The sequence below is a fragment of the Micromonospora sp. NPDC049301 genome (assembly GCF_040678715.1).
Classification (GTDB): domain Bacteria; phylum Actinomycetota; class Actinomycetes; order Mycobacteriales; family Micromonosporaceae; genus Micromonospora.
Window position 1 is genome coordinate 952280 of record NZ_JBFAQO010000001.1, and the last position, 15665, is coordinate 967944.

General features: G+C 71.6%; 13 protein-coding genes and 1 pseudogene. 12 read left to right on the plus strand and 2 right to left on the minus strand.

The window, feature by feature from the left end:
• Positions 1-182 precede the first annotated feature (182 nt).
• The 6 genes and pseudogenes from AB0K07_RS04610 to AB0K07_RS04635 all read left to right on the plus strand — a co-directional run.
• Positions 183-1163: pseudogene (locus tag AB0K07_RS04610) on the plus strand (hemolysin family protein); the annotation flags it as partial.
• A gap of 198 nt (positions 1164-1361) precedes the next feature.
• Positions 1362-2387 (plus strand): tryptophan--tRNA ligase, encoded by a 1026-nt coding sequence (gene trpS, locus AB0K07_RS04615; RefSeq protein ID WP_363750936.1) that lies wholly within the window; start codon positions 1362-1364, stop codon positions 2385-2387.
• 25 nt (positions 2388-2412) lie between these two features.
• The gene (locus AB0K07_RS04620; RefSeq protein ID WP_363750938.1) at positions 2413-2982 is read left to right on the plus strand and encodes a 2'-5' RNA ligase family protein; all 570 of its coding nucleotides are present in this window, start codon (positions 2413-2415) and stop codon (positions 2980-2982) included.
• A 79-nt stretch (positions 2983-3061) separates the two neighbouring features.
• A complete protein-coding gene (locus AB0K07_RS04625; RefSeq protein ID WP_363750939.1) occupies positions 3062-3985 on the plus strand; it encodes a YhjD/YihY/BrkB family envelope integrity protein in 924 nt (307 codons plus the stop codon).
• Positions 3985-4371: a GntR family transcriptional regulator gene (locus tag AB0K07_RS04630; protein WP_363750940.1), complete on the plus strand. Its 387-nt coding sequence runs from the start codon at positions 3985-3987 to the stop codon at positions 4369-4371. Before AB0K07_RS04625 ends, AB0K07_RS04630 begins: the two co-directional genes overlap by 1 nt.
• Before the next feature lie 81 nt (positions 4372-4452).
• Positions 4453-4890 (plus strand): hypothetical protein, encoded by a 438-nt coding sequence (locus AB0K07_RS04635; protein WP_363750941.1) that lies wholly within the window; start codon positions 4453-4455, stop codon positions 4888-4890.
• A 162-nt stretch (positions 4891-5052) separates the two neighbouring features.
• Here the strand turns inward: AB0K07_RS04635 and AB0K07_RS04640 are convergent, their stop codons facing one another.
• Together AB0K07_RS04640 and AB0K07_RS04645 are read right to left on the minus strand one after the other, a co-directional pair.
• Complete coding sequence (locus tag AB0K07_RS04640; RefSeq protein ID WP_363750942.1) at positions 5053-6690, minus strand: glycoside hydrolase family 13 protein; 1638 nt, start codon at positions 6688-6690, stop codon at positions 5053-5055.
• A gap of 178 nt (positions 6691-6868) precedes the next feature.
• Entirely contained in the window at positions 6869-7948 is a 1080-nt protein-coding gene (locus tag AB0K07_RS04645) for a LacI family DNA-binding transcriptional regulator (protein ID WP_363750943.1), read from the minus strand.
• A gap of 199 nt (positions 7949-8147) precedes the next feature.
• Between AB0K07_RS04645 and AB0K07_RS04650 the strand changes: the two genes are divergently transcribed.
• The 6 genes from AB0K07_RS04650 to AB0K07_RS04675 all read left to right on the plus strand — a co-directional run bounded on the left by AB0K07_RS04650 (position 8148) and on the right by AB0K07_RS04675 (position 15661).
• Positions 8148-9395, plus strand: coding sequence for a maltose ABC transporter substrate-binding protein (locus tag AB0K07_RS04650; RefSeq protein WP_363750944.1), 1248 nt, complete (start codon positions 8148-8150; stop codon positions 9393-9395).
• The gene (locus AB0K07_RS04655; RefSeq protein ID WP_363750945.1) at positions 9395-11032 is read left to right on the plus strand and encodes an ABC transporter permease subunit; all 1638 of its coding nucleotides are present in this window, start codon (positions 9395-9397) and stop codon (positions 11030-11032) included. Before AB0K07_RS04650 ends, AB0K07_RS04655 begins: the two co-directional genes overlap by 1 nt.
• Complete coding sequence (locus AB0K07_RS04660) at positions 11029-11892, plus strand: sugar ABC transporter permease (RefSeq protein ID WP_363750946.1); 864 nt, start codon at positions 11029-11031, stop codon at positions 11890-11892. The genes AB0K07_RS04655 and AB0K07_RS04660 overlap by 4 nt, the downstream gene beginning before the upstream one ends.
• Before the next feature lie 255 nt (positions 11893-12147).
• Entirely contained in the window at positions 12148-13896 is a 1749-nt protein-coding gene (locus AB0K07_RS04665) for a glycoside hydrolase family 13 protein (protein ID WP_363750947.1), read from the plus strand.
• Between the two features lie 78 nt (positions 13897-13974).
• Positions 13975-14316, plus strand: a complete 342-nt coding sequence (locus AB0K07_RS04670) for a hypothetical protein (protein WP_363750948.1) — start codon at positions 13975-13977, stop codon at positions 14314-14316.
• Between the two features lie 277 nt (positions 14317-14593).
• Positions 14594-15661, plus strand: a complete 1068-nt coding sequence (locus AB0K07_RS04675; RefSeq protein WP_363751424.1) for a BMP family ABC transporter substrate-binding protein — start codon at positions 14594-14596, stop codon at positions 15659-15661.
• Positions 15662-15665: the final 4 nt, after the last annotated feature.

A 15665-nucleotide genomic window follows, 5' to 3' on the forward strand; every position in this document is an offset into this window, starting at 1 on the left:
CTGCCTGGCCCGCCCGGGACGTGGCCCTTTGGTGATCACCCTACGGCGGCGTGTGCTGCCCGGCCGATCCTGCCGCCATCCCTATTCCATCATAATCTCTCACGATTAAACAGAGCCGAACATTCGGCCCTGCTGTCGATGAACCCCGGTGCGGCGGGCCGACGGTGTCTACCATCTCTGTCATGCGGGAAGCGGCCCGTACCGGGCTCCGGCGAGGCGCGCGGGGGAGGCCCCGCCGCGACCCTGGCCCGCTCGCCCGGGCCGTCGCCCGGGTGGTGGTCCGCGTCGCCGACGGCGCCACCCGCCTCGTCACCGACCTGCTGGGGGCCGGCCCGGCAGCCGGCCGGGAGCGCATCACCGAGGCCGATCTGCGGGACCTGGTCGCGGCGAACACGCTGCTCGACCCGGACGAACGGCAGATCATCGACGAGGTTCTGGTGGCCGGCGCCAGCCTGGTCCGCGAGGTGATGATGCCCCGCACCGAGGTGGTCTTCCTGCCGGCCCGGCTGACCATCGCCGAGGCCGCCCGGCTGGTCCGCGCCGAGACGCACACCCGCTACCCGGTCACCGACGGCACCCACGACGACGTGGTCGGCTTCGTGCACCTCCGCGACGTGCTGCTGCGGCCGGACGCCGACGCGTGCGCCACCGTCGGCGAGCTCACCCGCGAGGTGAAGCGCCTGCCCGGCAGCAAACGGGTGCTGCCCGCGCTGACCGAGATGCGCCGGGAGGGTCAGCACCTCGCGGTGGTGGTCGACGAGTACGGCGGCACCGCCGGGATCGTCACCCTGGAGGACCTGATCGAGGAGCTGATCGGCGAGATCCACGACGAGTACGACGCCGCGCCGGACCCGGTGCACGCCGGCCTGCCCGCCGTCGTGGACGGTCGGCTCAACCTGGCCGACTTCGCCGAGCGGACGGGGGTGGTGCTGCCCGAGGGGCCGTACGAGACGGTCGGCGGGTTCGTGATGGCGGCGCTGGGCCGGCTGCCGGTCACCGGTGACGAGGTGTCCGTGCCCGGTGAGCCGGCCGAGGCCGGCGGACCCGACCCGGCCGACGCGTCGGGCGGTTGGCTGCTGCGGGTGCTGGCCCTCGACGGACGCCGGGTGGCCCGGCTCGCGGTCTCCGCCGTGCGGGTGCCGGAGCAACGCCGGGAGTCCGGCGCGGGGTCGGCGCGGGACGCCGGGGCGGCGCACGCGTGGGAGGTCGTGGCAGGGCAGCAGCGCGGTCCCGTTGTCGCGCCGGCCCACCGCGTCGGCGCGCGGGAAGCGCGCGAGGTCAACGGCCCGACACCGGCGGGCCGCGGCCGACCCGCCGGCCCGTCATGACGGACCCCGTCGCTTGCTGACACAATTATCGGCATGTCCGACGTTCCCGCCCGCCCCCGCGTCTTCTCCGGCATCCAGCCGACGGCCGACTCGTTCCACCTCGGCAACTACCTGGGCGCGGTGCGGCACTGGGTGGCCCTGCAGGAGACCCACGACGCGTTCTACTGCGTGGTGGACCTGCACGCCATCACGGCGGGGCACGACCCGGCCCTGCTGCGCCAGCGCACCAGGGTGGCCGCCGCCCAGCTCTTCGCGGTCGGTCTGGACCCGGAGCGCAGCACCCTGTTCGTGCAGTCGCAGGTGCCCGAGCACCCGCAGCTGGCCTGGGTGCTCGGCTGCATCACCGGCTTCGGCGAGGCCAGCCGGATGACCCAGTTCAAGGACAAGTCGCAGAAGCAGGGCAACGAGCGGGCCAGCGTCGGCCTCTTCACCTACCCCATCCTGCAGGCCGCCGACATCCTGCTCTACCAGGCCAACGCCGTGCCGGTCGGCGAGGACCAGCGTCAGCACCTGGAGCTGTCCCGCGACCTGGCCCAGCGGTTCAACTCGCTGTTCGGCCCGACGTTCACGGTGCCCGCGCCGCACATCGTCAAGGACACCGCAAAGATCACCGACCTGCAGGACCCGACCGCGAAGATGTCCAAGTCGTCGTCCTCACCGGCCGGCATCATCGACCTGCTGGAGGACCCGGCCCGCTCGGCGAAGAAGATCCGGTCGGCGGTGACCGACACCGGCCGGGAAATCGTCTTCGACGCGGAGACCAAGCCGGGCGTGTCCAACCTGCTGACGATCCACTCGGCACTCAGCGGGCGCAGCATCGACGACCTGGTGGCCGCGTTCGCCGGGCGGGGCTACGGCGACCTCAAGAAGGAGCTGGCCGAGGTGGTGGCGGAGTTCGTCCGCCCGATCCAGCAGCGCACCAGCACCTACCTCGACGACCCGGCCCAGCTGGACAAGCTGCTCGCCGCCGGCGCGGAGAAGGCCCGGACGGTGGCCGGGGCGACCCTGCGGTCCGCGTACGAGCGGGTCGGGTTCTTCCCGCCGGTGCGCGGCGAATAGCGCCCCGGGACAGGTGGGCGGGTCGGTGGCCGAAGGGGCGACGCGGAGCGTGGATCGCAGTGGTGGGGTGCCGCCGACCGGTGACACCATCGAGATCGGCATCGCGGTGGACATCCCGGAGCCGTGGGGGGCCCAGCTCACCCGGCGGCGGGTCGAGGCCGGCGACCCGCTGGCGGTGCCCGCGCACGTGACGCTGCTCGGGCCCACCGAGATCCCGACAGCCACCCTGCCGACCGTCGAGGCGCACCTCGCCAACGTCGCCGCCGCGCACCTGCCGTTCACGCTGCACCTGCGGGGCACCGGCACGTTCCGTCCGGTGACCCAGGTGGTGTTCGTCGCGGTGGCCGCCGGGATCAGCGAATGCGAACTGCTGGCCGCCGCCATCGCCGCGGCGCCGGGCCTACGTCGCCAGGCCCGGTTCCCGTACCATCCGCACGTCACCGTGGCGCAGGACGTGGCACCGGAGGCGCTGGACAAGGCGTACGAGGATCTGGCCGACTTCTCCGCCATGTTCGAGGTCGACGCGTTCACCCTCTTCTCGCACAGCGGGCAGGCCCGGTGGCGGCCGCGTCGGGACTTCCGCCTCGGCGGCTGACCGACCGGCGACGCGCCGCTCGGCGAGCACGGTACGGCGGGTGCCACCACGGCGGCGGGAGATCGGCGAGGATGACCGCGTGAACGTGATCGGCCGGGTCGAGGCGGGCATCGACCGCTGGGTGAGCGCCGCGCGCTGCCGGTCGGCGCTCTTCGACCACGTGTGGCGGGCCGGCGCGCTCTACGCCGAGGTGCTGGCCGGGCGGCTGGCGGCGGCGATCGCCTACTACGGCTTCTTCGCCGTGTTCGCCCTCGCGCTGGTCGCGTACTCCGTCTTCGGCGCGATCCTGGAGGACAACGACGAGGTCAGCGCGGCGGCGGCCGGGTTCCTGAAGGAGAACCTGCCGTTTCTGGACGCGGAGCAGATCGCCAACTCCAGCGGCACCGTCGGCGTCGTCGGCCTGGTCATCCTGGTCTTCACCGGGATCGGCTGGGTGGAGGCGATCCGCTCGTCCCAGCGGCTGATGTACCGGCTCAACCAGCAGCCCGGCAACCTCGTGATCCGGCGGCTGGTCGACCTCGGGGTGATGATCGGCGTCTTCGTGCTGCTCGGCGTGTCGGTGGCGGCGGTGGACGCGCTGGAGTCGCTGCTGCGTTTCCTGCTGCGAAGCACCGGCTCGGTAGGTCTGACCACGATCAGCGCGGTGCTCAGCGTGCTCATCAACGCGGTGCTCGCCACCGCGCTGCTGGTCGCGGTGCCCCGGCTGCGGGTGAGCCGGTCCCGGCTGCGCCCGGTGGTGGTGCTGGTCGCGGTCGGCATCACGCTGCTCAACACGGTCGGGCGGTACTACGTGGTGCGCACCGAGCGGAACCCGGCGTACACCGTGGTGGCCGGCGCCGTCGGCCTGCTGCTCTACCTCTACCTGCTCAACCAGCTGGTGCTGTTCGGCGCGGCGCTCGTCGCCACCAGCAACCGCGGGCGGGTGGTGGACCTGGCGGAGGGCGCCCCGCCGGCGAATCTCGACGAGGACACCGATCCCGGTACACCGGGCGGCGCGGGCTGATGGCGGAAGGTGCGCAGGTGCTGATATCGGTCGACCCGGACTCGTCGGTGCCGCCGTACGAGCAGGTGCGCGGGCAGCTCGCCGAGCTGATCGGCGACGGACGGTTGCCGGTGGGCAGCCGACTTCCCACCGTCCGGCAGCTCGCCGCCGACCTGCGGCTGGCCGCGAACACGGTGGCCCGGGCGTACCGGGAGCTGGAGGCGGCCGGGCTGCTGGAGACCCGGGGGCGCAACGGCACCTTCGTGGCCCCCGGCCGGGACGACGCCGTCGACCGGCTGCACCGGGTTGCCGTCGAGTACGCCGCCGAGGCACGGCGGCTCGGCGTGCCGCCCGCCACCGCGCTCGCCCTGGTCCGCGCCGCCCTGGACGCCGCCCGCCCCGGCTGACCGGGCCGGATCGGGTGCCGGACGGGCGACAACCGAGGCGAACGGGGTCGCGCGCTCGCGTTCGCGGACCATGATGAGCCCGTGGGCGCACTCATGACACTGGACCTGCCGGCCGACTCGCCGATGCTCGGCCTGCCGTGGATCATCACCTTCGGCCCGCTCGGCGACCTCGACGAGTGGGAGCCGGTGGTCTGCGGGCCGTACGAGCGGCCGCACGCGTTGGCACTGGCCGAGGCGGTGGTGGCTGAGGAGCAGCTGATGGCCGTGGTGGAGCCGCTGCTGCCGGCGCTGTCGGCCGACGAGATCCGCAGCGAGATCGCCGCCGCGCAGGTCGCCGCCGAGGACGAGGCCCGGCAGGTCGAGGGGGCGGATCTGTACGGCGACTTCGAGGACGTGATCGACGAGGAGTTGGACGCCGCCGCCGACGAGGCGGGCCGTGGCGAGCCCACCGAGCCGCCGAACGAGGCCGAGGTGCGCGCCGGCTTCACCCGGATCGCGGCGCTGCTCACGGCGAAGTGACACGGGTCGGGACGGAACGCGGCGCAGACGGACACCGGCGCCACGCGGAGCGGACTCCGCGTGGCGCCGGTGCACCTCACCCCCCACCACAAGGGGCCGGTAGCCCAGTCGCCCGTTGGCGCGGGGCACGACGGACGACCAGGTCGATGACGGGTTACCCGCTCAGCGCCGTTCCAACCAGGCGGCAGCGTCGACCGGCAGCAGATGGCCGGAGCCCGGCCCGGTGAGCGCCTCGCTGGCGACGAGCGGCTCGCCGTACCCGTCGATCTGGACCGGCGCGCCGCTGAGGTTGACCACGCAGGTCAGCACGGTCGCGCCGGCGGTGCGGGAGAACGCCAGCACGCCCGGCCCGCTCTCCAGCCAGGTCACCCCGTCGGCGTCGGCGGCCAGCGCCGGGTGGTCGTGCCGGATTTGCAGCGCGGCCCGGTACAGCTCCAGCGTCGAGCCGGGCACGCCGGTCTGCGCGGCGACCGAGAGGGCCTGCCAGGTCGCCGGCGTGGGCAGCCAGCTCAGCTCGCTGCCGGCCGGCCCGAAGCCGTACGGGGCCAACTCGCCGCTCCACGGGATCGGCACCCGGCAGCCGTCCCGGCTCTCGCCGGTACGCAGGAACGCCGGGTCCTGGCGCAGCTCGTCGGGGAGGTCGAGCACCTCGGGCAGGCCCAGCTCCTCGCCCTGGTAGAGGTAGGCGCAACCGGGCAGGGCGAGCATCAGCAGGCTGGCGGCGCGGGCCCGTCGCAGTCCCTCGGCGCCGTCGCCGTAGCGGGTGACGTGCCGCTGCTTGTCGTGGTTGGACAGCACCCAGGTCGTGGGCGCGCCGACCACGGTCGACTCGGCCAGCGCCGTGTCGATCACCTTGCGGAACGAGTCGGCCGACCAGGTGGCGTCGAGGAAGTCGAAGCTGAACGCCTGGTGCAGCTCGTCCGGGCCGATGTAGCGGGCCAGCCGCTGCGGGGTCTCGGCCCACGCCTCGGCGACGGCCATCCGGCCTCCGGGGTAGCTGTCCAGGATGGGCCGCCAGGCGCGGTAGATCTCGTGCACCTCGTCCTGGTCGAAGTAGGGCAGCCGGCCCTTGCCGAGCAGTTCCACCTGGCGCTGGCCGGTGGTCAGCGTGCTGAAGCCGACGTCCGGCAACCCCTCGGCCTTGATCATGCCGTGCGCCACGTCGACCCGGAAGCCGTCGACGCCCCGGTCCAGCCAGAACCGCAGCACGTCCTCGAACTCGGCACGGACCTCGGGGTGGCGCCAGTTCAGGTCCGGCTGGGCGGGGTCGAACAGGTGCAGGTACCACTCGCCGTCCGCGAGGCGGGTCCAGGCCGGGCCGCCGAAGATGCTCTCCCAGTCGTTCGGCGGCAGCTCGCCGTGCGCGCCCCGGCCCTCGGCGAAGAGGTAGCGGGCCCGCTCGGGCGAGCCGGGGCCGGCGGCGAGGGCGGCGGTGAACCAGCGGTGCGCGCTGGAGGTGTGGTTGGGCACCAGGTCGACGATGATCCCCAGGCCGAGGGCGTGCGCGTCGGTGATCATCGCGTCGAAGTCGGCGAGGGTGCCGAACATCGGGTCGACGTCCCGGTAGTCGGCGACGTCGTACCCGCCGTCGACCATGGGGGAGGTGTAGAAGGGGGTCAGCCAGAGCGCGTCCACCCCGAGGTCGCGCAGGTACGGCAGGCGCTGCCGGATGCCCTGGAGGTCGCCGGTGCCGTCGCCGTCGCTGTCGGCGAAGCTGCGGACGTAGACCTGGTAGACGACCGCGGAGCGCCACCAGTCGTCGTCGGCGGTGCGGTGCGGGGTGGCGGTGCTGGCGGTCATCGGTGGTGTTCCCCGTCTGTCTCGGGCTCGGTGAGGTGACACGCGGCGGGTGTGGCGTGTCGCCCGCCGGATGTCTGAGCAATATGCCGGCCGAGCGCTGCAAGAGTCAAGCAGTTCTTGCGCAAGGTGATGCCGTGGTTGCTGCGGGCGGGTGGCTGACCGGCAGGGGTGGCGCCGGTCAGGCGGACACCGCCAGCGCGGAGGAGCCGGGCCGGTGCCGGTTGGAGCCTCCCGCGCCGGTGCCGGCCGGGGCGACCGCGGTGGAGCCGCGTACGACCAGCTCCGGGCGGAACAGGTACTCCGAGTGCGGAGCGCCGTGCCCGTTGATCTCGTCCACCAGGGCCCGGACGGCAGCCACCGCCATCGCGATGACCGGCTGCCGCATGGTGGTCAGCGGCGGGTCGGTGAAGGCCATCAACGGCGAGTCGTCGTAGCCGACGACGGAGAGGTCGCCGGGGACGGTGAGGCCGCGCTGGCGGGCCGCCCGGATCGCGCCGAGCGCCATCAGGTCCGAGCCGCACACCACGCCGGTCACGCCGCGGTCCAGCAGCCGGCCGGCCGCGGCCTCGCCACCCTCCACACCGAACAGCGACAGCTCGGCCAGTGGGCCGAGGTCGGCCTCGGCGACGCCGGCCAGCCGGGTCATCGCGGAGCGCCAGCCGGCCACCTTGCGCTGCACCGGAACGAACCGGTCGGGGCCGGTGATCAGGCCGATCCGGCGGTGTCCGAGTGCGACGAGGTGGGCCACGGCCAGCTCGGCGGCCTCCCGGTCGTCGCAGGAGACGAAGGGGGCGCCGATGCCGGGCACGTACCCGTTGATCATCACGACCGGCAACGGCCGGGCGATCAGCGCCCGGTAGCGGTCGTGGTTGGCGGCGGTGTCGGCGTGCAGGCCGGAGACGAAGACGATCCCGGAGACCTGCCGGTCCAGCAGCATCTCGACGTACTCGTCCTCGGTGACGCCGCCGGCGGTCTGCGTGCAGAGCACCGGAGTGAACCCGCTCTGTGCCAGCGTCGACTCGATGACCTGGGCGAAGGCGGGGAAGATCGGGTTGTCCAGCTCCGGCACCACCAGACCGACCAGGCCGGCGCTGCGCTTGCGCAGCCGGGCCGGGCGCTCGTAGCCGAGCACGTCGAGGGCGGTGAGGACGGCCTGCCGGGTCTCCGGGGCCACGCCGGGGCGGTCGTTGAGCACCCGCGACACCGTGGCCTCGCTGACTTCGGCCTGCTGGGCGATGTCGGACAGTCGAGCGCGCATGGCGGCACTTTAGCCCACCGGCAAGTTCTTGCGGGGCGCTCTGCAAGCCCTTCCATTATCTGCAACCTCTTGCTAACGTCCCCGCAACATGCGAGAGCAGCGGCGCAGCATCGATGCGCCGGTTGGCAAGAACTTCCAGAGGTTTCCACTGGCGGGCCGCCCTTCCCCCGGCGGGCCCGCCATGACGACAGGAGTACCGATGCGCATCCGTACCGCGGGTGTGGTCGCCCTCTTCGCCCTGGCGCTCGCCGCCTCCGGCTGTGGTGGCGACAGCGACGAGCCGGCCGCGAAGGAATCCCCCAAGGCCGCCGGCGGCAAACTGGTGATCTGGGCCGACGACAAGCGGACCGCGGCCCTCAAGCCGTTCGCCGAGAAGTTCGGCCAGGAGAACGGCGTGACCGTCGAGGTCCAGGCCGTCAGCAAGGACCTGCAGACCAACTTCGTCACCGCCTCGCAGCAGGGCAGCGGCCCCGACGTGGTGGTCGGCGCGCACGACTGGATCGGCAACCTGGTGCAGAACGGCGCCATCGACCCCGTGCAGCTCGCCGCCGAGCAGAAGAGCGCGTTCAACGAGACCGCCATCAAGGCGGTCACCTTCAACGGCCAGCTCTACGGCGTGCCGTACGCGCAGGAGAACCTGGCGCTGATCCGCAACACCGAACTGGCCCCCGAGGCGCCGAAGACCATTGAGGACCTGGTCGCCACGGGCAAGCAGCTCAAGACGGCGAAGAAGGCCACCGAGACGCTCTGCCTCCAGGTCGGCCAGAACGGCGACGCGTACCACATCTACCCGCTGTACAGCTCGGCCGGCGGCTACCTCTTCGGCACCGCCGCCAACGGCGACTACGACCCGAAGGACCTGGGCGTCGGCAAGCCCGCCTCGATCGAGGCGTTCAAGAAGATCGGTGCGCTGGGCGAGAAGGGCGAGGGCGTGCTCAAGCGCTCCATCGCGGACACCAACTCGATCGCCACCTTCACCAGCAAGAAGTGCGCGTACCTGGTCTCCGGCCCGTGGGCGGTGGCCGACGTCAAGAAGGCCAACATCAAGTACGACATCTCCGCCATCCCCGGCTTCGCGGGCGGCAAGGAGGCCCAGCCGTTCGTGGGTGTGCAGGCGTTCTACGTCGCCACCAAGGGCAAGAACAAGGCGCTGGCCCAGGAGTTCGTGGCCAACTACACCACGACCCCCGAGCTGGCCGTCGCGCTGTACAACGCCGAGCCCCGGCCGCCGGCGCTGACCGCCGCCCTCGACCAGGTCAAGGGCAGCGACCCGGACCTGGCCAAGTTCCAGGAGGCCGGCAGGAACGGCCAGGTGCTCCCGGCCATCCCGGCGATGGCCGCGATCTGGGACCCGTTCGGCAAGGCCGAGGCCGCCGTCGTCGGTGGTGCCGACCCGACCAGCACCATCACCGCGGCGGGCAAGACGATCGCCGGCCAGATCAAGTAATGAGTACGCCGCTGTCCGGCCCGGGGTCCGCCACGCGGACCCCGGGCCGGGGGCCCGTCGGCTCCCGGCCCCCGCGCTCCCGTGCCGCGCGTGACCACGCGCCGATCACCCTGACCGGCCTCGCCGGCAAGGTGCTCCTGCTCGGCCTCACCGCCGGTATCGCGGTCTGGGCTGCCTTCCCGCTCATCGACGGCGGGAAGTGGGCCGGCCTGGCCCTGCTGGCGGCGACCACCGCCGGACTGTTCTACCTCTACCTCACCCCCCGGCACATCCCGGCCAAGTACCTGGTCCCGGGCACCCTGTTCCTGATCGCCTTCCAGGTCTTCCCGGTGCTGTACACCGCCAGCACCGCCTTCACCAACTTCGGGGACGGGCACCGGGGCAGCAAGGACGAGGCGATCGTCGCGATCCAGACGTCCTCGGTCACCCAGGTGCCCGGCTCCGCCGAGTACGCGCTGTCGATCGCCACCAAGGGCGACCCGGCCACCGGACCGCTGGTGTTCCTGGTCACCGACCCGGCCACCGGCACCGTCTCCGCCGGCGACACCGGCGGGCTGCGCCAGCTCGACGCCGCCGACGTCACCGTCGGCACGGGTGGCAAGGTCACCGCCGCCGACGGCTACACCGTGCTGAACTTCGGCCAGGCCAGCGCCCGCAGCAAGGAGATCACCGACCTGGTGGTGCCCACCGCCGGCGGCGCGTTGCGCTCCAGCGGACTGTCCCGCGCGTACGAGGGCAAGGCGGTGCGGGCGTACGAGTCCGGCTGCGACTGCATCCGGGACACCGGGACCGGGCAGACCTGGGCCGCCGACGAGGAGGTGGGCGCCTTCGTCGCCGCCGACGGCGAGCGACTCGCCCAGGGCTGGAAGGTCAACGTCGGCCTGAGCAACTTCACGCGGGTGCTCACCGACAGGAACATCTCCGGCCCGTTCCTCGGCACCCTGATCTGGAACTTCACCTTCGCCATCTGCTCCACCGGCGGGACGTTCCTGCTCGGCATGCTGATCGCGCTCGTGCTGCACTCGCCCCGGATGCGGGGCACCAACCTCTACCGGGTGCTGCTGGTCCTGCCGTACGCCATGCCGTCGTTCGCGATGCTGCTGGCCTGGCGGGACATGTTCAACGCCGACTTCGGCCTGATCAACAGCCTGTTCGGCCTGGACGTGGACTGGTTCGGCCACTCCTGGACGGCGCGTTTCGCGGTCATCCTGGTGCAGCTCTGGCTCGGCTACCCGTACATGTTCCTGGTGGCCACCGGTGCGTTGCAGGCCATCCCGCGGGAGCTGACCGAGGCGACCTCGGTGGACGGAGCCTCGCCCTGGCAGTCCTTCCGCGCGGTCACCCTGCCGCTGCTGCTGGTCGCGCTCTCCCCGCTGCTGATCTCGTCGTTCGCGTACAACTTCAACAACTTCAACGCGATCTACCTGACCACCGAGGGTGCGCCGTTCCCGGCGGACAACCCGACCAACGGGGCGACGGACCTGCTGATCACGTACACCTACCGGCTGGCCTTCGGCGGGCAGGGCGCGGAGTTCGGTTTCGCCGCCGCGATCTCGCTGTTCATCTTCGCCATCGTCGCGGTGGTCTCGGCGGTCAGCTTCCGGCGGACCCGTAAGCAGGAGGAGGTGTACTCGTGACCCCCCGTCGCAACCGCTGGTTCGCGCAGGTCGGCTGGCGGCACCTGGTCGCCGTACTGGGCGTGCTGTTCAGCCTCTTCCCGATCGTGTTCGTGCTCTCCGCCGCGCTCAACCCGCTCGGCACGCTCTCCACCTCCGAGCTGGTGCCGACCGGCGGGGTGTCACTCGGCAACTTCGGCGGGTTGTTCGAACGGACCGCCTTCGGGCGGTGGTTCCTCAACTCGCTGCTGATCGCCGGGGTGGCCTCGTTCGCGTCGGTGTTCCTCTCCGCGCTGGCGGCGTACGCCTTCTCCCGGATGCGGTTCCGGGGCCGCCGGGTGGGGTTGCTGGCCCTGCTGTTGATCCAGATGTTCCCGCAGTTCCTGGCGATCGTGGCGATCTACCTGATCTTCGGCACGATCACCGACCTGTGGCCGTCGATCGGCTTCAACACCCCGTGGGGGCTGTTGCTGCTCTACATGGGTGGCGCGCTCGGCGTGAACACCTGGCTGATGAAGGGCTTCTTCGACACCCTGCCCCGGGAGCTGGACGAGTCGGCGACCATGGACGGGGCGTCGCACGCACAGGTCTTCTTCCGGATCATGCTGCCGCTGGTGGCGCCGATCCTGGCGGTGACCGGGCTGCTGGCGTTCATCGGCACCATCAACGAGTTCCTGATGGCCAACGTGTTCCTCACCAGCACCGACTCGAAGACCCTCGCGGTCGGCATGTACGGCATGTTGCAGGGCAACGAGCGCAACAACAACTTCGGCATCTTCGCCGCCGGCACGCTGCTCACCGCGATCCCCACCGTGCTGGTCTTCCAGGTGCTCCAGCGCTACATCGTCTCCGGGCTGACCGCCGGCGCGGTCAAGGGATAGCCAGCCGGGTCCGACCAAGGGTCGGGGCGTCCCCACAGCTTGCTCTGCCGCCTTTGCTCTGCTTCAACCCGCGCAACAGCCGGCGTCCGCTATCCGGACAGCGCCCGTTGCGTGGGCGTAAGCAGAGCAAAGGCGGCACGACAGGCAGGCCGCCCAGGCGCGGCCGGCCCCCGCCGGGTACGTCCGAGAGGAAGAACTGCCGTGCAGCCGCACCACGACGGATCCCCGCGATACGTCCCCCAGCAGGAGCCCACGTTGGGGGAGGTCGTCGACGTCTTCGTCCGGGTGCCAGCCGGCGCCGACGTGAGTCAGGTGCACGTGCGCACCACCGGCGACGGCGAGCCGCGCTTCCGCGAGGCCACCGTGGACCGCACCGAGGGCGGGGACGTCTGGTGGCGGGCCGAGGTGCCGGCCCGCAACCCGGTGAGCAACTACCGCTTCCTGCTCTCCGGGCGGCGTACCCGGTGGCTGACGGCCGCCGGGCTGGTCGACCACGATGTGCCCGACCACGGCGACTTCAAGCTGGTCACCCACGCGCCGCCGCCGTCCTGGGCGCGGGATGCCGTGATCTACCAGATCTTCCCGGACCGGTTCGCCCGCTCCGCCGCCGCCGACGGCCGGCGGCTGCCGGACTGGGCGATACCGTGCGACTGGGACACCCCGGTGATCGGACGTGGCCCGGAGACCCCGCACCAGCTGTACGGCGGCGACCTGGACGGGGTCACCGAGCGGCTGGACCACCTGGACCGGCTCGGGGTGAACACGGTCTACCTGACGCCGATCTTCCCGGCCCGCTCCAACCACCGCTACGACGCCGCCAGCTTCGACCGGGTCGATCCGCTGCTCGGCGGGGACGCCGCGCTGGCCCGCCTCGCGGACGCGGTACGGGCCCGGGGCTGGCGGCTGCTCGGCGACATCACCAGCAACCACACCGGCGACGCGCACGACTGGTTCACCGCCGCCTCCTCGCGGGTGCACGCGCCCGAGCGGGACCTGTACTACTTCGACGAGACCACCGGGGACTACGAGTCCTGGAACGGCGTGAAGTCGCTGCCGAAGCTGAACTGGGGAAGCGGCGAGCTGCGCCGCCGCTTCGCCACCGCCGAGGACGCGGTGCTGCGCCGCTGGCTGCGCCCGCCGTACGGGCTGGACGGGTGGCGGGTGGACGTGGCGAACATGACCGGCCGCCGGGGCGCCGACGCGTACACCCACGAGGTGGCGGCTCTGCTGCGCTCGGTCGTCGCCCGGGACCGGCCGGACGGCCTGCTGATGGCCGAGCACGGCCATGACCACACCGGCGACCTGGACCGCGACGGCTGGCACGGCACCATGAACTACGTCGGCTTCACCGACCCGGTCTGGTCCTGGCTGCGCCACGGCGACCAGCCGGTACCGAACTTCCTCGGCACCCCCGGCGGGGTGTCCCGGCGGGACGCGGACGCCGTGCTGGCCACCATGGACGCCTACCGGTCACTGATCTCCTGGCGCTCGTACGCGCACTCGTGGCAACTGCTCGGCTCGCACGACTCGGCCCGGATCCGGACGGTGGTCGGCGACGCGGCCAGACAAGAGGTCGCCGCCGGCCTGCTCGCCACCTTGCCCGGCATTCCGATGATCTTCGCGGGGGACGAGCTGGGCCTGACCGGCACGAACGGTGAGTCCTCGCGTACCCCGATGCCGTGGCACCGCCCGCAGAGCTGGGACGCCGGCACGCTCGCCGCGTACCAGGCGCTGATCGCGCTGCGGCGCGGCGAGCCGGCGCTGCGACACGGCGGCCTGCGCCGGCTGCACCACGACCCGGACACGCTCGTCTTTCTGCGCGAGGCGCCGACCGGGACGGTGCTGGTGCTGGCCCGGCGGGCGGCCGGTGTGCCGGTACGCCTGGCCGGCCTGCCGGCCGCCGAGAACCTGTACGGGGGCGCGTCGGCGCTCCGGCCCGGCCCGGACGGCTCGGTGGCCCTGCCCGGTGACGGCCCCACCTTCCAGGTCTGGCGGCTGTGCTGACCGCGCCGGGGCCGTCGCGACGCGCCGATCGCAGGACCCCCTACTACAAACTGTCGTTGATAGGGGAGGATGGGCGGCGTGGAAGCACTGCGACTGATCCTCCTCTATGTCCATCTGATCGGTTTCGCCCTGCTGCTCGGCGGCTCGATCGCCCAATACATCAGTGGCCGGCTGCGGATCAACCCCGCCATGCTCTGGGGGTCGGTGATCGGTCTGCTGACCGGGCTCGGCCTGGCCGCGCCGCTGCGCGACGGCGACGAGCCGGCACCGGCGAAACTTGTGACGAAGCTGGTGCTCGCGCTGCTGATCTTCGTCATGGTCTTCTTCTCCCGGAAGCGGGACGTGGTCAATCGCGGCCACTTCCTCGCGATCGTCGGCCTGACCCTGGTCAACGCGGCGGTCGCCGTCTTTTGGCGGTAACGTCCGAGGAGGCGGCCGCCCCCGTAAAACGGACGTTCGGTGACGCCCTGGACGCTCGATACCAGCACGAAGAGTGACTTGCCCCACCCAAGGGTTACACCCGGGTAACAGGCGCTCAACAGTCGTGCACGATTGTCGGCCGGTGGGTGGGCGCGGGCGTACGCTCCCGTCCGTAACGTGGGACAGCCGGCGGCACACCGCAGGTCGGCTGATGGGCTGCCACCGCACTAGGCGCGGTGTGCAATGGGAAGGAGACGTCTTGCGCTCGGTGCGTGGGATGCGGATCGCCTCGATCTTCGCGGTGGGTGGGCTCGTGCTCAGCGCCGCCGCGTGTGGCGAGGCCCCCAAGGATGACAACAACGCCGGCAGCGGCGCCAAGAAGTTCAGCGCCTGCATGGTGACCGACGTCGGTGGCATCGACGACAAGTCGTTCAACACCTCGGCCTGGAAGGGCCTGCAGGAGGCCAAGGCCGCCAACGACAACATCGACATCAAGTACGTCGCGTCGAAGGCCGAGGCCGACTACGAGCCGAACCTGACGCAGTACGTCAACCAGAAGTGCGACTTCATCCTGGCGGTCGGTGGCCTGATGGCCAACGCCACCTCGAAGATCGCCAAGGCCAACCCGAACCAGACGTTCGGCATCGTCGACGCCAACCCGGGCGACGCCAACGTGTACCCGATGCAGTTCGACACCGCCCAGGCCGCCTTCCAGGCCGGCTACCTGGCCGCCGGGCTGTCCAAGAGCGGCAAGGTGGGCACCTACGGTGGCCTGCCGATCCCGCCGGTGACCATCTTCATGGACGGCTTCGTCGACGGCGTGGCGTACTACAACACCACCAAGAAGAAGAACGTCCAGGCGCTGGGCTGGAACAAGGAGACCCAGAAGGGCTCCTTCACCAACGACTTCGCCAAGCAGGACGAGGGCAAGAAGGTCTCCGACGCGCTGGTCGCCCAGGGCGCGGACATCATCATGCCGGTCGCCGGCGGCTCCGGCCTCGGCACCACCTCCGCGGCGAAGGCCTCGGGCGGCAAGTACAACACCATCTGGGTGGACGTCGACGGCTGCGAGAGCACCCCGGACTGCTCCGCGATCGTGACCACCGTGGTCAAGAACATCCCGGAGGCCGTCAAGGAGGCCGTGCTCAAGGCCGCCGGTGGCGAGAAGCTCCAGGCCAAGCCCGGCTTCGTCGGCACCCTGGCCAACAACGGCGTCTCGATCGCCCCGTACCACGACTTCGACAGCAAGGTTCCGGCCGAGCTGAAGACCGAGGTCGACAAGATCAAGGCGGACATCGCCGCCGGCACCATCACCGTCACCTCGAAGGCCCAGCCGACCAAGTGACGAC

Excerpts from the sequence above, each read along its gene's own strand:
- AB0K07_RS04645 (WP_363750943.1), bottom strand. The coding sequence starts at position 7,948 with ATGCGCGCTCGACTGTCCGACATCGCCCAGCAGGCCGAAGTCAGCGAG.
- AB0K07_RS04640 (WP_363750942.1), bottom strand. The coding sequence starts at position 6,690 with ATGACCGCCAGCACCGCCACCCCGCACCGCACCGCCGACGACGACTGG.
- trpS (WP_363750936.1), top strand. The coding sequence starts at position 1,362 with ATGTCCGACGTTCCCGCCCGCCCCCGCGTCTTCTCCGGCATCCAGCCG.
- AB0K07_RS04630 (WP_363750940.1), top strand. The coding sequence starts at position 3,985 with ATGGCGGAAGGTGCGCAGGTGCTGATATCGGTCGACCCGGACTCGTCG.
- AB0K07_RS04655 (WP_363750945.1), top strand. The coding sequence starts at position 9,395 with ATGAGTACGCCGCTGTCCGGCCCGGGGTCCGCCACGCGGACCCCGGGC.
- AB0K07_RS04675 (WP_363751424.1), top strand. The coding sequence starts at position 14,594 with ATGCGGATCGCCTCGATCTTCGCGGTGGGTGGGCTCGTGCTCAGCGCC.
- AB0K07_RS04650 (WP_363750944.1), top strand. The coding sequence starts at position 8,148 with ATGCGCATCCGTACCGCGGGTGTGGTCGCCCTCTTCGCCCTGGCGCTC.